Genomic DNA, 19,027 nt, shown 5'->3' on the forward strand with positions numbered 1-19,027 from the left:
TCACCTCTCATCTTCCGTAAGCCATGATTTTACTATTTCTGCTACCTGTTCTGGCTTCTCTGTTGCATAATTCTTTATTTCCTTTTCTAAATGAGTTTTTTCATTATCTTCTTCAAAATTAATTGATTCAAAAGCTTCTTTAGGCTGTATATTATTTCCTATGACTACATCAAGGCCTTTAACTTCCTCATCTATTTCCTCTTCATTTTTCTTCTTTCTAGTTTTTATTATTAAAGCTATTATTAATGCTAGTAATAATACCGCTCCAACTACACTGCCCATTATTATCTTCTTTAATCTTTCCTTTTCTTTAAGTTTTTCCATAGCTTCAATATCTTTTTTAGCTTTATCTTCCACTGTTTTATCAAAATTCATTCCTTCTATACTTATGGTGTCTCCTCGCTTTTCGTCATATCCTACAGCTCCTATAACCAAGTTAGTAACCGCTGATTTTGTAGCTGCATCTATATTTCCATTTAAAAGTACAGAAGTAGTTAATTTATTTACAGCTCCTGGTGCCTTAATTATTTTCTTCTCATTTTTTGATATTTCATAATTTCTCTTTTCTTCTTTATGTGAAATGTTAGAACTACCTTTAGTAGTCTCTTCTCTTGCAGCCATATTATCATCCACAGGGCTATTAGTATTAGCTGCCTCTCCGCTATTGTTATTATCCGTAATAATATGTTCGCTTACCACAGTTCCCTTTGGTGAAAACTCTGTACTATTTTGTTGTATAGCATCAAAGTTTAAATCCGCATTTACCTTTACAACAATATTGTTCCTTCCATAAACCTTTTCAAGCATAGCTTGTATCTTTGACTCCAAACTTTTTTCTAAGGAGCTTTTTATTTTTTCTTGTTCCTGGTTATTTCCTAAATACTCTTTATTCTGTTCATCAAATAAATCTGGGGTAGTTAAAAGAGTAGTACCATAATCTCCAGACGCAATTATTTCTACATTCTTTTTATCTAAATTTTTTACACTTCCACATATTAATGCCACAATAGCCTTAACCTGATCTTTTTTTAGCTCTTTACCTGATTTTAAACGCAAAGTTAAAGAAGCGCTGGCTGGAGTATCCTCTTTTACAAAAACACTGTCCTGTGACATAACTAAGTGAACTTTTGCATCATCTATCTCCGGAAGTCCTTTTATAGTTCTTTCAAGCTCTCCCTCCATTGCTCTCTGATATTTAATTTTCATTTCTTCATCTGTAGCCCCAAACTTGCTTTCATCAAAAATCTCAAAACCAACGCTGCCATTGGTCAAAGGCACTTCTGAGGCCAGCTCCAATCTTAAAACATCTACCTTTTCTTTTGGAACCTTTATAGCCTTTCCTTCTACTTTATATTCCACCTTTTTTTCCTTTAGCTTAGCTAAAATAGCTCCTAAATCCTTATCATTCATATTGGAAAATAGCACGCCATACTTTTGAGCATTTACAGTAATACATAGTGCTATAATTGCAAATATAATCCCAATGGGTATTATTGTAAAAGCTATTTTCTTTCCTTTAGTAAGTTCTGACCACTTATGTTTAATCTTTTTAGTAAATTCTTTAAGCTTGTTCATTTCCTGTACTCCTCACTCACTACACTGCTATTAATTAAGCAATAACAATTAAACCTGCATTCTATTTAACTCTTGGTATGCTTCAACTATTTTATTTCTAACCTCTATAGCCATATCTAAGGATAATTTTGCTTCTGATGTAGTAAGCATCACATTATGTATATTTTTTTCTTCCCCAGCTATAAAATTTTTTGTAGTTTCTTCAGCCTTTATCTGGGTTTCATTTAGGTTGTCCAATTTTTCCTTAAGAAATTTTTCAAAACCTAACCCACTTTCTTCTTTATTTTTTTTATCTTGGGAAAATTCAAAAACTTTCATATCCGGTGTAAACTCGTTAATTCTCATTTAAATACCTACCTTCCTATTTGCAATGCCTTAGAAAACATGTTTTTTTCTGAATTTATAGCTGAAATATTAGCCTCATAAGCTCTAGAAGAGGCTATCATATCCGCCATCTCATTTAATACATTTACATTAGGCATCTCTACATATCCTTGTTCATTTGCATCTGGATTAGATGGATCATATACTTTTCTAAGGGGTGAATTATCCTCCTTTATCCCTACAGACTTAACCCCTAAAAGCTCTTCACCACGGTTTTTGCTTAAATTATCTATACTATTTGACAAGTTTTCTTGAAAAACAGCTATCTTTCTTCTATATGCCTTTATTTTCCCCTCACTGTCTCTAGTTGTCTGGTAATTGACCATATTAGAAGCTATAGTATCCATTCTAAGTCTTTCTGCTGAAAGTCCACTGGCACTTATACGCATTGTATTAAATGCTCCTATCATATTTACCTACCCCCTTTTATTACACTTCTTCTCATTAAAATTCTATTATTAATTTCCACAGTAAGAGCATCATACATTAAGGTATTAGCTGATTGATTTACTATTTCACTGTCAATATCCACGTTGTTTCCATCTTCTCTCATGGAAGTCTGGTTATCTTTTTTTATCTCCATATTTAACCAATCTCCCCCTTGAGCTAAATGTTTTTCAGATGTTTTCTTCATATTTAGTCCATCTTCAGCATTTTTTAAGTTTTCCTCAAAAGTCACATATCTTCTTTTATATCCTTTTGTATTTATATTAGCTAAATTATTGGATATAACCTTGCTTCTTAAAGATGCTGCATCCAAGGATTTCTTCAATAAATTATAAGTGTTTACATTTTCTATTCGCATAAATTTCACATCCTTCTATTATTTCTATAATATTAAACATTTATATTAGTTTTTCCTGCCTAAAATGCAAAATTATTTTAAAATTCACATATATAATATAAATTTTATAATATTTTGTTTGAATAATATTAAATTTCTTATTAAACAAATAACATGGTACTATTTTAGCATATTTTGTATTTACTTTTCAAATATTTATGTAAAAAAGTTAGGCATTATTAAAAAAACAATTATATTACTCAAAATAGAAAAATCTTCTGCATATGCAAAAGATTTATCTATTTCTAACATTCTCTAAAATTTTCAAAACATCCTGTGGAAATTTATTACTTTGAACCATCATAGCATTAGAGGCTTCTATTAACACATTATCCTTAGCAAGTGATAATACTTCCTCTGCTACGTCCACATCTCTTATGGAGCTTTCAGCCCCCTGTACCCTATCTTTTATTTCTACTAACCTATACATAGTACTTCCAAGCCTGTTCTCTAGCGCACCACACTGACTTCTAGTTTTTACAAGGGTGTCAATGGAATAATCTATCATCTGTAAAGCTTTATTTGGATCTATATTCTTTTCCTTAATTTCTTTTAAATCTTCTAATTTAATATCATGATCTTTTATACTACCGCTTCTTAAATCTTTTAATCTTATCTTTAAATTTTCTCCACACTCCGCGCCAATGGTTGTCTCAATTGTCATTTCCTCGGATAGAAGTTTCTTACCATTGAATTCTGTGTTTTCACATATGTCATCATATCCCTCTAGAAGCTGCTTTATTTCCCCTTGAATAATTGCCTTGTCACCATCTGTGTTAGTACCATTATTGTATTTAACAGTTAGCTCCCTAACCCTTTGAAGTATGGAAGTCATATTATCCATGCCACCCTCTGCTGTTTGCAGCATACTAATGCCATCCTGAGCATTTCTAGAAGCTATTTCAAGTCCTCTTATGCTCATTCTCATTCTTTCACTTTTTGCTAAATCATTAGCCTCTTCCTTAGCTCCATTTATCTTATATCCCGAAGATATTCTACTCATAGCACCACTTTGTCTTTCCAAGGTACTAGTGTAATTTCTATAAATATTCAAAGAAGCTAAATTATGCATAAGCCTCATAAAATCAATCCCTTCATTCTTTTACATTAAAACAAAATAATATCCTTATATATATACATCGGTAGCTTTCAAAAAATATTTATATTTAGATTAAAAAATTATGATTAAATATAAAAAAGCCCAATAGCTTTAACTAGCTTTGGGCCATTATTTAAAATTAATACTTTTAGTATCCTATTTTATAACCTTTAGATTTGCTATATTCTCCATGTTTCTAGCTGTTACTATTTCTACTGTAGCTAAATCTTTTCTCATGTTTTCAACATTTCCTGAAAGATGAGCAATTTCATTAAACATTTTATCATGTTCTGCTTTGTTGGTTATAGCTTTATCTTCAAGTATACTTAAAATTCTTCCATGTTCCTTTTGTTGAATTTTTATATATTTTACATCTTCCTTTAAACTTGACACATCTTTTTTTAAACCTGATACATCTTCTTTTAAACCTGATACATCTTTCTTTAAACTTGACACATCTTCTTTTAAATCTGATACATCTTTCTTTAAACCTGATACATCTTCTTTTAAACTTGACACATCTTTTTTCAAACCTGATACATCTTTCTTTAAGCCTGATACATCTTCTTTTAAACCTGATATATCCTCTTTTATTGGGTTTAATTTTTCATCTAACAAATTGCTAATCGCACTTAATATTTCTTTATTCATGTAATTCACCACCATAACTTATTAATACAGATATTTTATCATTAGATTTATATTGCTTCAAGTGGAAAATAATGCGTAAAATTAATTTAAAAAATATTAAACCACCAGATACCAGATATCCTAACTAAAACAATTTAATTTGTTCTTCTATTTTAAATCTTGATGCTACAATTACTTCTTCTTCCTCTCCCTTTGTATGTTCACTCCTCAAATACTTAACACCACTTTTAAGCTTAGATGGTATAAGATTTAACACATAAATATTATCAAATCTATTGTATATGGAATCTCCACCGAGCCCTGTTAAACATATAAGCTGAGTATTACTCTTTTTAGCAATATCAATTAATGGTTTTAAAAGGTGTGCTGAACTTGTTTGAGCAAAAGGGTTATCCATTATAAGCACCTTACCACTTTCTTTTCTGCTGAATATATCACTTTCATCTTTCCTCATATAGGATAACAGACTTGATAATATTACAAATGCTGATAGGAATCCTTCTCCACCTGAGTTCTTTGAAACTTCATCCCAAGTAATCTGCCTTTGCTTATCTTCTTCAATTTTGTATAACTTAATATTTACTGATCCAATTCCAACAACTTCATCATAAAGCTTATTTATATTGATATTATTACTAATAATATCTTCTATATCTTCGTTCTGCTCTAAAGCCTTTATGCTTTGCCCTCTTACCTGCTCGATATATTCCTTTAATCTGATCTTATAAAGCTCTTTATTTTCATTCCAATCAGAAACCTTTATACTTAGCATCTTTAGCCTTCTGGTTCCAATGGTAATGGATGAATTTTCATCTATCTTTTCAATATTTTCATGAACATCTTCTACATACTCTAATATGCTCTCTAGTATTTTGCCCTCTTCTTTTTCAATAAGCTCAATATCTGCCAATAGCTTTTCCATGATCAGTTCATAGGAATTAGTAATTAAATTCAATTGTTTCTTAAACTCTTTAGGCTTGCTTTTTAAGGCTTTAAGTGTTTGAATTGGCTCTTTAAACAAGCTTTCATGTTTAAATTCATCCTTTATTTCAATATCAACAACTAAATTAGTAAGATTTTTTTCCTTATTAATTTCTTCATCCTTAATATTATTAAAATCCCTTTTAAGCCTTCCTATGAAACTATCTAATTGATTTAAGTCTATGTCTACAACCACTTTTTCTATAACATTTAAATCATTAAATTCATTCAAGCTAGTTAAATTATTTTCTATTTTAGCTTTTAACTTATTAACCTGAACTTTTTTATTGTTACTTTCATGAATCATTAATTTAAACTTTTCAATTTCCAGCTTAAAATCTTTTTCTATTAATAAACTCTTATTTTTGGGCTCTTCTCTATCAAATTTATCTTTTAAAAAGCTATATAAATCATCCAACTTGCTTTTTGTAATATTAATAGCACTATTAAGCTTATTATATTCCTTAAGTAAACTTTTATAGCTATTACTTTCTTTATCCAATTCATCTTTTATTTCGAACTCTTTATGAATATCATAAGTTTCATTAATATAATCACTTTCACTTACTTTATATTTATCAGCTTTTAAATTAAGTTCTCTTTCAACCTCATTAAACTTTTCAGAAAGAACCTTTATTTTATCTCGCAATTCTTTTTCCGTACTTGTAATGTCTTTAGTTAAAGCATAGTATTCAGATAATAAATCCTCTATATCTTTTTCAATTTTAGTTCCAGATCTATAAATATTAAAGTTAGAAAGCTCCTTCAAAGCTTTTTCTTCTTTATTAATATAATGATTAATTGAGATGCTACACTCATTTATTTCATTTTCTATCTGATTTTTTCTATTTTCTCCTTTATCTATTTCATCCTGTATTATCTTTAGCCTTTCCTCAACTCTTTCTAAAGAAATTTTATCCTTCTTATATTGTTCATAAGCTTCTATAAGCTCTTTAAAAGCTTTTGCCTTAGAACTGTTGCTTTCAATATTCTTCTCTAAAAGCTTTCCTTTTTCTTTATTATTCTTTATTTCATCCTGAAGACTTAATATACTCTTTTCTAAATTAATTTCTATTTGTCTTAATTCCTGCTCTTCTTCCCCTAGTAGTTTTATTTCTCTTTTTAATACCTCATAGCCTTCAAGGGTTAATTCTGAATACTTAACTAGATTTCTTTTTTCCTCATAGAAAGCAATATTCTCTTTCTTTTCACCTATCTTAGACTGTACAGCTTCTGCCTCTTTTTCTTTAGCCGCTATCAATATTAATAGTTCACTTTCATTTAGCAGCTTATTATTAAAGGAAATAAAAAAACTAACTCCATTTAAATTCACAATACCTGCATTGATATTGTCAATTCCATTTTCAAGGTCCTTCCTGTTAATAATTGATATAGGGAAAGATGTAAAAATATCTAAGCATTCTTTTTCTAGGCTTTCCAATTCCTTATCATCCATTACTAAAGAATAGGGAATAAATGGATTATCCTCTACAAGCTTTTTATTCTTCTCTAGGGAATAACCATTTTTCTTCAACCACTCCATTCCATAAGTTATACTAATATCCTTCTGTCTAAGCTTTTCTTCAACATCCTTAGGAAGCTCTAGAACTTTTCCAGTTTTAAGCTTTTCAATTTCACTTACTATACCCTCAAATTGCCTTTTTAACTTTGTTTCATCTTCCTTTAAGAAGTCTATTTTTCTATCAAAAGCGTTAACTATGCTTTCACCATCAAAAACCTTATCTTCTTCTAAATAAACAAACTTAATTATATCCTTTCGTTTCTTTATTTCTTCTTCAGCCTTTTCAAGTTCTAAAGCTTTGTTAGCCAATTTGTTTTTAACATCATAGATATTTTGGAAATTTCTTTTTCTTTCACTTTCTTTACTTTTTAATTTTTCTTCATCAGATAATATTTTTTCCACAATACTTTTTCTTTCCTTATTTAAGGTAAAGATTTCATCATTAATTTCTTTATCAATAACAAGCACTTTCTGATCATCAAAATACCCCTCAATATTTCTAAATAGATTTAACCTATAATTTCTATTAAAGCTATCTTCCAATTTACCAAAGGATAGAATCTCCGCTGACAAGCTACCTTTCTTCTCCGTTAAGCCATAATTTTCTTTTCTATTAGTATTAAGTTTATCATTGATATCCTCTTTTTCCTTTACTAAATCCTTCTTCAATTGTACCTTATCTGATTTCTCTATCTTTACAGTATATAGTTCCTTTTGTAGAATTCCTCTTATAGTAAAACCAAGATTATTAATATACGGTGCACTATCTTCATTCTTTTTATTCAATATACGCAGTTCAGTTTCATACTGCTGTAACTCTTTTGAAGTATTTTGATACATCCTGTGTATCTTAGCACACTCTAATATATTCCCTTTTCTTATTAAACTATTTTTTCTACCTTCACTTTCATTAAGAAGCTCCTGCTGGTTTTTAATCTGGTCTTCTAAATTATAAATTTCATCCTGTTTTTTATATATTTTTATTGATTCTTCTTCATATCGAAGCTCTTCTATTTTGTCATTAAGGCTTTTAGCTAATTCCTCTAATTCCAGTTCTTCCCTTTCTTTATCTTCAAGCTTTTCCTTTAAAAATTCTATTACATTCCCAATATAATTTTTTATCTCTTCCTTTTTTTCAGCTGTACTAATAAATTCATCGCAGCACATATGTATACCCTTAGATAACTCATTAAATAATTCAAGCTTTGCCTTTTTATCAATGTTTGCTTTATTTTGCCTATACTGTTTAATGTATCTATCTAATAATTTTCTATAATTATCAATCCTGTCCTCATCAATTTTTAGCTTATTTTCCACTGCTGGTAAAAACCATTCTTTAACTAATCCCTTGCTGTCCTTAGCCTTAGTAAAAAGTTCCGATAACCCTGACTCCTTTAAGTTTATCTGCTTAATTATAGTTTCCCATTCCCTATAATTAATTTTATATTCCTCTAATTTACTAAAATAATTTTTAGTAGTTACAGAGTTATTCATATCATAATAATTAAACTTAAGCTCTCTATTCTTTTTCAAATTCTCAAATAGATTTTTAGAATTAGCATAGCTCTTTACTACTCTCCTATCAGCTTTCTCATCAATTATAGGAATATTATCAATATCATATTCATTTTTATCTCTGTATTCATGAATAAAGTTTATAATGTCCAGCTTTTCTTTTGAATTTTCATCGGAAGCTGCTTCTTTTTTTCTAACCATCATACCTGTTAATAAATAACCTGCTCCATCATCCAGCTTCCATTCAACCAATATGTACGTAGGAGTTCCTGATGTAAAATAACTTTCAAAAGCTCTATCCTTTGTATTTCTGTATCTTCTATTAACAAAAGGAGCCATAACCATTTGAACAAGTACAGATTTACCTCCACCGTTTCTCAAGTTAAGCATAGTATTTTCGCCATTTAAATAAAATTTCTCATCATCTATTTTCATAGTATTGTAATTATAATTTAAATTAACAAACCTAATTTTATGTATTTTACTCATTTATCTCTTCTCCTAAAGCTTTTAATACTCTATTGTAATTATTCTTATTTAACAGATTCCAGTCCATAAAACTATCCAGCTTTTTAGTGGTTTTAATCATATCGTCGCCCTTAATATAATATATTAACCCCTGACTATCCAAGAAATCTAAAATTGTATTTATAAAACCTTCCTTTGTTGTCTTGGAGGTACTTTTGCTATCACTACTTTTTAAAGCCTCAAATCTTTCAAGTATATTTTCAAAGGCAATTCCACTTTCCGCATTATCAACTGCTCTTTCAATTCCATCCTTTAATCTATCAGTGATAATATTCAAAAATTCACCAACTTTAATATACTCCCTGGACTTGCTTGAAATACTTTGAGAGCTATAAAACTCAACTAAAAGAGTTAATATGACAAATTGAGATAAATAATAATCCTTATCATTTGCTCCAGATTTACATAATGCTTTTTTAAGCTCCCCTTTTGAATATCCTATAAAGTCATTATCTTCCTTAGGTATCAGATATACTATTCCACCATACTTTTTAACATAGCATTCTGACGCCTCCCCCATCTCTTTAACAAGCTCCGTTACATTCTCATTTTCAGAATAATTCTTGTAAAGCTCTTCTACATCTTCTTTCAGCTCACCATGCTTTAATAAATAGTAAAATATTTTATTGCTAAGCTTAATTTCTTCAGTAGTATATGCCATTATAACCTCAAGCCTCCTATCTTTGTAATCTCAATAGAAATATCTGAGCATATGAAGTTTTTTATATCTCCATTTTCATTAAGTAATCCCTCTAATTTAACTTCCTCACTATCCAGTATCTTTTCAACTTTTATTTTTGCTATGTTTTTAAAACTTTTATTTCCATCTATAATTTCTAAAATACTCTTATTAAGTTGAAATTCTATTTCACCAGATTCAATAGAGTTTTTTCTTTCTTCTCTTATGTCATCTATATCTATAACTCTATTTTTAAGCATTTCAATAATAACTTCTCTAAATATTTCCACTGTTGGAATTAAAGTATTCATTAATATGTTACTTTCTTTTATTAGAGAATTAATTTCCCCTAAAGAAATTTTACTTCTTTCAACGGCTAACTCCAAAAGTAATTCTATTACCTCTTTATACTTATTTAGTCTTTCTAACCTTTTCCTGTTTTCAGCTTCAATTACTTCATCCTCATCAATGGCAAGTTCCTCATCCTCTTCAACTTGATTTTTTCTAATAATCGTTTGATATTCTAATGCTTTATTTATGTTATAAAATTTGTGGGGCTTCATTTTAAATAGTGGTCTAAAAAATATATCAATATCTTCTAGTTTCTCTGGACTCTCTAGTATTTTATCATAAACCTCTGTCTTAAAATTAAATCTTTCAATCAAAGACATTTTCGAGATATTCTCAAGTTCCCTTCCATAAACATCCTTCAAATCAAAATGCTTTTTCAGCACCTTCTGATCCTCATCGATAGTCCTGCTTAAATACTTCTCTATTATCTTTAAATTATTAAGGTTTTCTTCTTCCTCTTTATTTAACTCTTTAATGTGTATATCATAGTCAATGAACTCATTAATCTTTTCATTTACCATCTCTCTATGAATAAGAAACTGTTTTTTAGTATTATTTAAAATTTCTAAATTTCCTTCCATCATAGACTTATAGTCTTCTGCTGAATAGGAAAGAGGGTTTTCTCTTATTTTCCTTATGGCATTCTCCATGCTTTGAACTCTTATTCTAAGCATATTAAATATATTTTTAATATCATCCACTGCCTTATCATAAGATGCTTTTTCTAAATGCATTTTAAATACAATTTCATGAATAGTAATTTTTAAATTTTCCTCAATTTCTAAGGTAGATAACAGCAGTGAGTATCCATCATCTGTTAATGAATATGACACCCTTCTTACACCATCAATATATTCCATTTTGTTTTTAATAAAGCTTATATTAATATCCCTGTATTGCCCTTCCTTAAAGTTGTAGGCTTTAAAATACATTGCATTACCTTCATCACATAAAATGGCATTCACTATAAACTCCCCTAAATTCTTGCACTCCTCATAGGTTATACCCTTTTTAAAATGAAGATTGTTAACCTCATCAATAAAGGCTGCTATATGGTCAATAGTACATATTTCTTCCTTCAAAGATTGTTCCATTATGTAAAGCAATATTGAAAATATTAAATTATCCTGTTCATAACCTTCTTCAAAACCATACTTTTTCCAAGTGCCCTTAGCTATACTATTTCTAAAAAGCAACGCGTATGCCCCAATCTTTTTCATTCTTATATGTTGTACATCTAAAAAACTTAAATCCATTTTCTCCTCCAACTATAAATCTATAATACTAACTATCTCCTGCGGTATATATACATCATTTTTTAATATTTCTTCTATTTTAGTTCTGTATTCCTCATCAAATTCTCTTAGAAATATCTGGCTAATATTTTTATTCTGACCCTCTTTAGTCTTTGGTAAACATATTGATTCAATTTTAGCCTTGTCAATCATCCTTTTATATCCACTTATAAATGGAATAATATTATATTCTTCGCTAAACAGCTTATATAAACCTTCATATATAATAATTCCTTCATAATCTAAATCACCAAAGTATAATATTTTATTTCTACTATCTGAAACATAATCTTCAACGGATATCTTATAATCATTAAAAGCTTTATTAATATTTTTACCTCCACCATATATTAAAGTGCCAATATTTTCTCCAAAAATATTATCTCCGCCACTAATTAAATGTCTCCTCATCGTATAATAAGTGTCTTTATTTTCTATAATTAAAACCTTTTGTGGTGTTTCTTTATATTTTGAATAATATGCCAAAGGTTCAGAAGTATCATAATAATTTAGTTCTTTTAAATCAATTCCTAAATTTTTTAAAATAGTTTTTCCCCCTTCCTTTTGCAAAAACTTCTCCCTTCCCCATATTTGAAAGGATCTTTCATTCATAGAAATGGGTTTACTTAATAACCACTGCTTATTAGTTATAAAATCATTTAATTTAAGAATATATTCTCTATGTTCCTTATACTTTTCTAAATGATTTTTATAATATTCAATACTGAATTTAGTTGATAGTTTATAATTTATTTCATCAAGAATCTCACTATTATCTTTATTTTTCTCCAATATCCTATATTTTTTATATAGCGTTGGCTTTTTACCATTTCCACCGCTATTCTTCACCGGCAAAAGTCTTTCCTCTTTTATTAAATCAGCTACTACCTTGCATAATTCTTCATAGGATTCTGTTTTATATATTTCATCAATTTTATCCAATTCTATAACTTTCTTACTATAACTATCTATATCTTTCATCCTACACCTCTAATTATTGTTTCATTCCTTTATTAATATTTTATCATAACTCTTTGTAAGCGCAAAAAATTCCTGTATAGTATTTAAAAATATTTTTTATAAAATAAATCCAGCAATCAAGCAGTAGATGCCTAATTACTGGATTTTATTACAATTCTCTTTTACCATAAATATTTTTATTTTATAGCCTTAATTATTTAAAGTAATCACCATATACCAGATAGCATCACCAAAATATCTCTGGTTCTCGTCTACATTCAAATTTAATTTCTAACTCATGTTTATGCTTTAAATAGCCTATATAGTCAAAATATTTTGCCCCCACAGGGCATTTTTTAATGCAGGCACAGCATTTAATACAAATGCCATTTAATCTAGTCACATCTTGAAAATCAATAGATCCCATAGGACAAATTCTTGCACAAAGCTTACAATTTATACAGCTATCCTTTGTTTTGGGCTGAACCCTTCTTATATCAATAGCATTACCTTTTTCATCCTTTGGCATATAATACTTTCTATAAGGTTTAATCCCTTTTACAAATACAGTTTCAATTTCATTTCCATCTATAATTTTTTTATATACCTTATTATATATTTTATCAGCAAAATAACTCACCAATTCCATATCCTTTTGGTCTGGTCTATTTTTAGCTAAGGTATTAGAAAAAGCATGTTCTCCGATAAATGCAGCCCCTGCTATAACTCTAAACCCATCCCATTCTAGTATATCTTTTAGTTCTATTAATGCATCATCATAATTCCTATTTCCATAAACCACCACCGAAATTGCCAATGCCCCGTTACCAATAATGGACTTTAAATACTTTGTTAGCACATTAGGCACCCTTCCCGCATAAACCGGAACTCCTATAATAAGGATATCATCCTTTGAAAATTCTACTGTCTTTTGCCTTTCCTGTAGCAATGTGAAATCTATAATATTTATATGTTCTTTTTCTTCTTTTAATCCTATGTTTTCCCAAAGCTTCTTTGCTATGCCACATACAACTTTTTCTGTTGTACCTGTAGCACTAAAATACATGGCATTTAATTTATAAGACAAATAGGCAACCCCCTAACAAATACATCATTTTCTACTTCCATAAATTTTCTAAGATAACAAAATATATTATCCTCAATTCAAATTATATCATAGAATATAATGTAAAAATAATACGTATCTAAAGTAAGTATTTTCTCAAGTAATATCAGCAGCATAAAAACCTCCCATAGATTAAGCTCCAGTTTACTTTATCTATGAGAGGTTTGTATTTTAATTATATATTTGGTAAAATTTACTCACCAGGAGTCTTGACAAAAAAAGGATGTAGCGGAGCGGAAGACTTTTTTTGTTTGCTAAAAATTTAAGCATAAGACAGTAACTGTTTGCTATCTTATGCTTAAATACTATGTTTTAATATCCACTGTTTTATGGCATCTTTAGAAAAAGATCCATTGGCTACATTAAGTCCAAATTCAATCAATTCTGTTTGAGAAAATTTTAAGTTAATTTTATTCATTTTACATAATACACCCATAACTATAGTTCCAACTCTTTTATTGCCATCTTTAAATCCATGGTTATTTATAAGTGAATACGTTAATGCTGCTATTTTATCTTCTGTAGTTTTGTTTAAATCTTCACCAGCAAAGGTTAAAAATGGAGTTTCTAATGCACTCTCTATTAAAGACATGTTATTAATTCCTGTTTTTCCTCCATGTTTTGAAATTGTTTGGTTATGAATATACATTAAAACTTCTAAGCTTATCATCTTCATTTAGCTAACTCCTTTAGAGCTATGTCATTTTCTTTTATAAATTCATCAACTAACTTTTTATGCTCTTTATTATTTTTTTCTTTTAGATATTCTGCAAAATCTATAACTTCCGATAACATATCTTCGGACATATCCTTTGATATTTCTATAAGTTTTTTTGCTAAAGACATTAAAATCACTCCTTTCCATGTATTATAAGGTAGCATTTATATTATTGGTTTTTTATTCTATAATAATACTGTAACATATACAATATTTACTTACAATATGTACATGAAATTTAAGAGTTTATTTCCCCATCAGTAGGCAAATCATTGTATTCAGAAAAACACCAGATACCAAGTATCCTACGGATTAGTAAGTATTTTTTCAAGTAATACCAGCAGCATAAAAACCTCCCATAGATTAAGCTTCAGTTTACTTTATCTACGAGAGGTTTGTATTTTAATTATATATTTGGTAAAATTTACTCCCCTGGGGTCGTGACAAAAAAAGGATGTAGCGGAGCGGAAGACTTTTTTTGTTTGCTATCTACTGTATTAAAAACTTCTTGAGGTATTTTTTTAGTTGTACCATGCTTCCTTACATTTGCAGTATTTTTAAGCCAATCTAATAGAAATTTTCTAGCTTCTTCAATATCAGAAAACTCTCTTCCTTTAAAACAATTATCCTTAACGTAGTTTACATTTGATTCCACTTTCCCCTTATCCGTAGGAGTTCTAACCCTACAGGGCTGCGCCCAAAAGCCATAATGTGCAGCAAATGTAGCGTAATTCTTTTGAACCGTAGGTTCGTAAAAATCAGCTTCTAAAATGCCAGCTTTTAAATTATCAAGCTTTACTGTTTCAGGTACACCACCAAAGTATTTAAATCCATTTTTATGGCATTCAATAAATGTTTTAACAGATTGGTCAAATACAATTTGAACATACATATATCTTGAATAACTTAGTGTCATAACGAATATCCAAGCTTTTTTATGCCTATTATTAACTTTTATTGTGCCTATATATCCAAAATCTACTTGAGCTTCTTCACCTGGTAAACTTGTTAATACCATATAAGCCTTCGGCGGAGTTGTTTTAATTTTAGCTATATATCGTTTTACCGTATCATAGCTTCCACTAAAGTTATAATCCCTTTGCAAATCTTGAAATATTCTTTTAGCTGTTAAATCCTTTGATATTTGAATATTTATATATTCTTTATATGGATCTAATATTGTTGGATATGTTTTCCTTTCTGCTATTCCATTTTGTTTAGTTTTCTCTAAGTATGTTCTTACTGTTTTCCTATCTATTTCTAATATTCTGCTTATTTGTGACTTGTTATATCCTTTTTTAAAAAGCGTTTCTATTGTTGTATGCATTTCTACCCCCAACATATATATCTTCCCCTTTGTAGTATTTTAATTATATTAAACTACAAAGGACTTATATTTTTCCATATAGGTGGGGAATTTTCTTTCCCTTAAGTGGGTAATTTTATTTTACCACTAACAGAGAGGTTTGTATTTTAATTATATATTTGGCAAAATTTACACCCCTGGGATCGTGACAAAAAAAGGATGTAGCGGAGCGGAAGACTTTTTTTGTTTGCTAACGATATGGCAGGATTCACTTTATGTTACGACCTATACTTTTGCTCGCATTCTTCCGAACACTTTGTCACCACACTTAGCACATATAATTTCTTATATGCACCGCGGCTAGCTAAAAGGCTCCTTGACGATTACCTTTGCTGGACTTTCACCAGCTAGTATGGTCCAGCTTAGCTGGACGTGCCCCCTGGGATCGTGACAAAAAAAGGATGTAGCGAAGCGGAAGACTTTTTTTTGTTTGCTACCTGTCACCATAAAGTCCTCTTGTTAATATAAACCTTTTTCCTTTATAGTATCATATGCTATATCAATGAATTCTTTATGTTTTATAATTCCAAGCTGTAAATTATTATCACTATAAAGCCATTCCTTGAAGCTTTCCATTCCTACAAAATATTGATTATCGATATAAACATAAATCCCTTTATTTAAGGATTCAAACATTTCAAGTATAGCATTTCTAAAATACCCCCTTCCTTTTGCATAAATTCCAAATTGATCCTCTTGACCATTGTATTTTAAACTTAATTTTAGATTGTCATAAAATTTTTCTATATTAATAGTAATCCTGTTATTAGTAATATAAACAATTTTATCTACCTCTCTCATAAATTATCCCTCCTTTCCTCTAATTTAAAAAGAAGCCAGAGCTTTCACCCTGACTCCATATTATTATACTATTGTAAATTTATCAACTATCTTAATAATTGAAGAACTCCTTGAGGTTGTTGGTTAGCTTGCGGTACCATCAAATACCTTTCAGTATCTGCCAGACTATATCTTCAACCAATACAAAAACTAACATCTGTTCTCTGTACTTTGATATTTGTACTCTGTAGTTGGTTGTCGGGTACTTCGGGAAACCTCATTCCCTACAGACCTCATCAGCATATAATTAAGATTTTTATGAACAAAGTGAATAAAAATCATCTTAATTCTCCACTTTCAATCCTCAATTCTCAATTACTTAGCTGGTTCGTCTTAGTCGTTGAACCTTCTCCAACCTTTCGGTACAGGAGCTCGGCTGCTGATTATCCAATCTGAATTCTTTTTAACCTATCACGCTTGTCCTTTCGAACTACGTTGTAGGGAATCCAGCTCTAAGGAAGTTCCAGCAATTCACCCGATTTGCAATAAGGATTACTCCTTAAGGGACCCTCAAATAACCTATCTCAATAATTGTAATACTCCTTGAGGTTGATTATTTGCTTGAGCCAACATAGCTTGAGCAGCTTGGCTAAGGATGTTGTTCTTTGAGAAGTTCATCATTTCTTTAGCCATGTCTACGTCTCTAACTCTTGATTCTGCTGACTGAAGGTTTTCTGAAGAAGTTCCTAGATTAGCTATTGTGTGCTCTAATCTATTTTGGTAAGCACCAAGCTTGCTTCTTTCTTCGGATACTGTTGTTATAGCTTTATTAATAGTTTCTATAGCTTTATTAGCATTCTTTTGTGTTGAAACATCGATTCCCTTATAAGTTACGGCTTGTGATACAATAGAACCATCTGCTCCGAAAGTTGCTTTCGTTGATGCAGTTACATTTCTATCTAATGTAGAAGTTTTAGTCCCAGTTCCATCAAGAGTTGCATAATCAAAGTTAATTTTTATATTCTTATCTGTAGAACCAATTACTGCACTTGTTTGATTGTTATAAATCTTTGCAGTTGCTCCAACATCTGCTGATGCGCTATCTTGAAGCTTCACTTGCTTGTACTCTGCCGCAACTTGGAAAGTATAAGTATTTCCATTTGCATTTTCAGCGTCTTCGGCAATTCCTAAAGTCATGCCAGCATATTGGAATGTACTATTAGCTCCTTGAGTAACAGTTACACTTTGGTATGATTTACCACCATCAAGAGAAATTGATGCACCAGCAACTTGTTCTTTTCCGCCTACTGTTGCAGTACTATCAATACGTACCATTATTGTAGCATCTTGTGAACCATTGTAGTCACCAGCTGTACCTGCAAGTGCTCCCCCAAGTGCATTACTTTGTGATACAGCAGCACCAGTTATTGCTGTACCTGCTGTTGCAGCAGATTTTGCCACAGTAGTAATTTTATAACCATCTAAATTATCAGATGGATTTTCTACACTTCCAATTCCTGCGGCGTTTGTAGCATCAACACTGTATACTTCCATATCTCCTGACACACTTAGAGCTTTTGCATCCATTGCATTAATTGAAATTGTAATGTTTTGATTTTTATTAGCTCCGATATGGAATGTATCCTTCAATCCACCAGCCATAAGGTTTTGAGTATTAAATTCAGTTGTATTTGATATTCTTGTTATTTCTTTAGCCAATTCATCTACTTCTGATTGAATCTTTGCTCTATCATCCGCTGTATTTGTATCTGTTGATGATTGAACTGATAACTCTCTCATTCTTTGAAGAATTGAATGAGTTTCGTTAAGTGCTCCCTCAGCTGTTTGTAACAATGAAATACCGTCTTGAGCATTTCTTGAAGCTTGGTCAAGTCCTCTAATTTGTCCTCTCATTTTTTCAGATATAGCTAGTCCTGCAGCATCATCTCCAGCTCTGTTTATTCTTAAACCTGAGCTTAATTTTTCCATTGACTTTCCTGCAGCTACTGTGTTACCGCTCATCATTCTGTGAGCGTTCATAGCATTCATATTGTGGTTAATTATCATAATAAATTCCTCCTTGAGTTTTGTTTTTTGGCATCCTTGCCATTATTTTTATTTATTTAAAAGTCAGTGATGACTCTTAAAGCTTGGTTAATTAATAATTAATAATGAAGAATTAATAATTATGGAGGATTTTCTTCCGCTTCGCTTCAGAAAATCTGTATTATAATTTTTTTAAACCCCCTAACTAGCGTGGAACACGCATGCCGTTAGGCTGCCTTTTTAATTAATAGTTAATTTTTCCTTTGTTGTTTTAACTATTGAAACTAAAATTTTATTCAATTCTGTACATTCACCTAGTATAGATTTTGATGCGTTAGCATCCATGTAGTTTGTTGCAGTTAACAATTCTAACCAATAAGCTGTTTCAGAACATTCTTTCAATGCAATATTCATCTTTGACAAAAAGTCTTTTTTGCTTTGCGCAAATATTCCTTCTTTTATATTGGCACCTATACTTGTACCAGAACGTAAAACTTGTTTTGAAAGAACATATTCTTTCTTATATTTACACAAATACTTATACAAATTAACTATCTTTATAGAAAACTTAAATGCCTTTTGGTAAACCAAATTTTCCTTCATCATA

16 protein-coding genes and 1 pseudogene are annotated in these 19,027 nt (G+C 30.1%); all 17 read right to left on the reverse strand.

From position 1 onward, the window contains the following. The 17 genes and pseudogenes from fliF to FGK85_RS00275 all read right to left on the reverse strand — a co-directional run bounded on the left by fliF (position 1) and on the right by FGK85_RS00275 (position 19,023). Positions 1-1,575: a flagellar basal-body MS-ring/collar protein FliF gene (gene fliF / locus FGK85_RS00195; protein WP_138202647.1), complete on the reverse strand. Its 1,575-nt coding sequence runs from the start codon at positions 1,573-1,575 to the stop codon at positions 1-3. 48 nt (positions 1,576-1,623) lie between these two features. Next, the gene (fliE, locus tag FGK85_RS00200; RefSeq protein WP_138202649.1) at positions 1,624-1,920 is read right to left on the reverse strand and encodes a flagellar hook-basal body complex protein FliE; all 297 of its coding nucleotides are present in this window, start codon (positions 1,918-1,920) and stop codon (positions 1,624-1,626) included. A gap of 8 nt (positions 1,921-1,928) precedes the next feature. Further along, positions 1,929-2,369, reverse strand: a complete 441-nt coding sequence (gene flgC / locus FGK85_RS00205; protein WP_138202651.1) for a flagellar basal body rod protein FlgC — start codon at positions 2,367-2,369, stop codon at positions 1,929-1,931. Positions 2,370-2,371: 2 nt separating this feature from the next. Further along, positions 2,372-2,764: a flagellar basal body rod protein FlgB gene (flgB, locus tag FGK85_RS00210; RefSeq protein WP_138202653.1), complete on the reverse strand. Its 393-nt coding sequence runs from the start codon at positions 2,762-2,764 to the stop codon at positions 2,372-2,374. A gap of 274 nt (positions 2,765-3,038) precedes the next feature. Continuing rightward, positions 3,039-3,884, reverse strand: coding sequence for a flagellin N-terminal helical domain-containing protein (locus FGK85_RS00215; RefSeq protein ID WP_138202655.1), 846 nt, complete (start codon positions 3,882-3,884; stop codon positions 3,039-3,041). A gap of 174 nt (positions 3,885-4,058) precedes the next feature. Beyond that, positions 4,059-4,553 (reverse strand): coiled-coil domain-containing protein, encoded by a 495-nt coding sequence (locus tag FGK85_RS00220; RefSeq protein WP_138202657.1) that lies wholly within the window; start codon positions 4,551-4,553, stop codon positions 4,059-4,061. A 124-nt stretch (positions 4,554-4,677) separates the two neighbouring features. Continuing rightward, complete coding sequence (locus tag FGK85_RS00225) at positions 4,678-9,060, reverse strand: hypothetical protein (protein WP_138202659.1); 4,383 nt, start codon at positions 9,058-9,060, stop codon at positions 4,678-4,680. Continuing rightward, positions 9,053-9,760 carry a DUF6063 family protein gene (locus FGK85_RS00230; RefSeq protein WP_138202661.1) on the reverse strand — a complete coding sequence of 236 codons (708 nt, stop codon included), beginning with the start codon at positions 9,758-9,760 and terminating at the stop codon, positions 9,053-9,055. Before FGK85_RS00230 ends, FGK85_RS00225 begins: the two co-directional genes overlap by 8 nt. Then, on the reverse strand, positions 9,760-11,385 hold the full coding sequence (locus FGK85_RS00235; protein ID WP_138202663.1) for a hypothetical protein: 1,626 nt from the start codon (positions 11,383-11,385) through the stop codon (positions 9,760-9,762). Before FGK85_RS00235 ends, FGK85_RS00230 begins: the two co-directional genes overlap by 1 nt. A gap of 12 nt (positions 11,386-11,397) precedes the next feature. Next, positions 11,398-12,405 (reverse strand): Wadjet anti-phage system protein JetD domain-containing protein, encoded by a 1,008-nt coding sequence (locus FGK85_RS00240; RefSeq protein ID WP_138202665.1) that lies wholly within the window; start codon positions 12,403-12,405, stop codon positions 11,398-11,400. Between the two features lie 226 nt (positions 12,406-12,631). Further along, on the reverse strand, positions 12,632-13,450 hold the full coding sequence (locus FGK85_RS00245) for an EFR1 family ferrodoxin (protein WP_138202778.1): 819 nt from the start codon (positions 13,448-13,450) through the stop codon (positions 12,632-12,634). Between the two features lie 358 nt (positions 13,451-13,808). Further along, on the reverse strand, positions 13,809-14,186 hold the full coding sequence (locus tag FGK85_RS00250; RefSeq protein WP_138202667.1) for a type II toxin-antitoxin system death-on-curing family toxin: 378 nt from the start codon (positions 14,184-14,186) through the stop codon (positions 13,809-13,811). After that, positions 14,183-14,356 (reverse strand): DUF2281 domain-containing protein, encoded by a 174-nt coding sequence (locus FGK85_RS00255; protein WP_138202670.1) that lies wholly within the window; start codon positions 14,354-14,356, stop codon positions 14,183-14,185. The genes FGK85_RS00250 and FGK85_RS00255 overlap by 4 nt, the downstream gene beginning before the upstream one ends. 311 nt (positions 14,357-14,667) lie before the next feature. Then, positions 14,668-15,555 (reverse strand): annotated as a pseudogene (gene istA, locus FGK85_RS00260) (IS21 family transposase); the annotation flags it as partial. Between the two features lie 498 nt (positions 15,556-16,053). Next, the gene (locus FGK85_RS00265; RefSeq protein ID WP_138202672.1) at positions 16,054-16,395 is read right to left on the reverse strand and encodes a hypothetical protein; all 342 of its coding nucleotides are present in this window, start codon (positions 16,393-16,395) and stop codon (positions 16,054-16,056) included. A gap of 558 nt (positions 16,396-16,953) precedes the next feature. Then, positions 16,954-18,441 carry a flagellin N-terminal helical domain-containing protein gene (locus FGK85_RS00270; RefSeq protein WP_138202674.1) on the reverse strand — a complete coding sequence of 496 codons (1,488 nt, stop codon included), beginning with the start codon at positions 18,439-18,441 and terminating at the stop codon, positions 16,954-16,956. 219 nt (positions 18,442-18,660) lie between these two features. Next, entirely contained in the window at positions 18,661-19,023 is a 363-nt protein-coding gene (locus FGK85_RS00275; RefSeq protein WP_138202676.1) for a four helix bundle protein, read from the reverse strand. Positions 19,024-19,027 lie beyond the last annotated feature (4 nt).

The sequence above is a fragment of the Haloimpatiens lingqiaonensis genome (assembly GCF_901447495.1).
Taxonomy (GTDB): Bacteria; Bacillota; Clostridia; order Clostridiales; family Clostridiaceae; genus Haloimpatiens; species Haloimpatiens lingqiaonensis.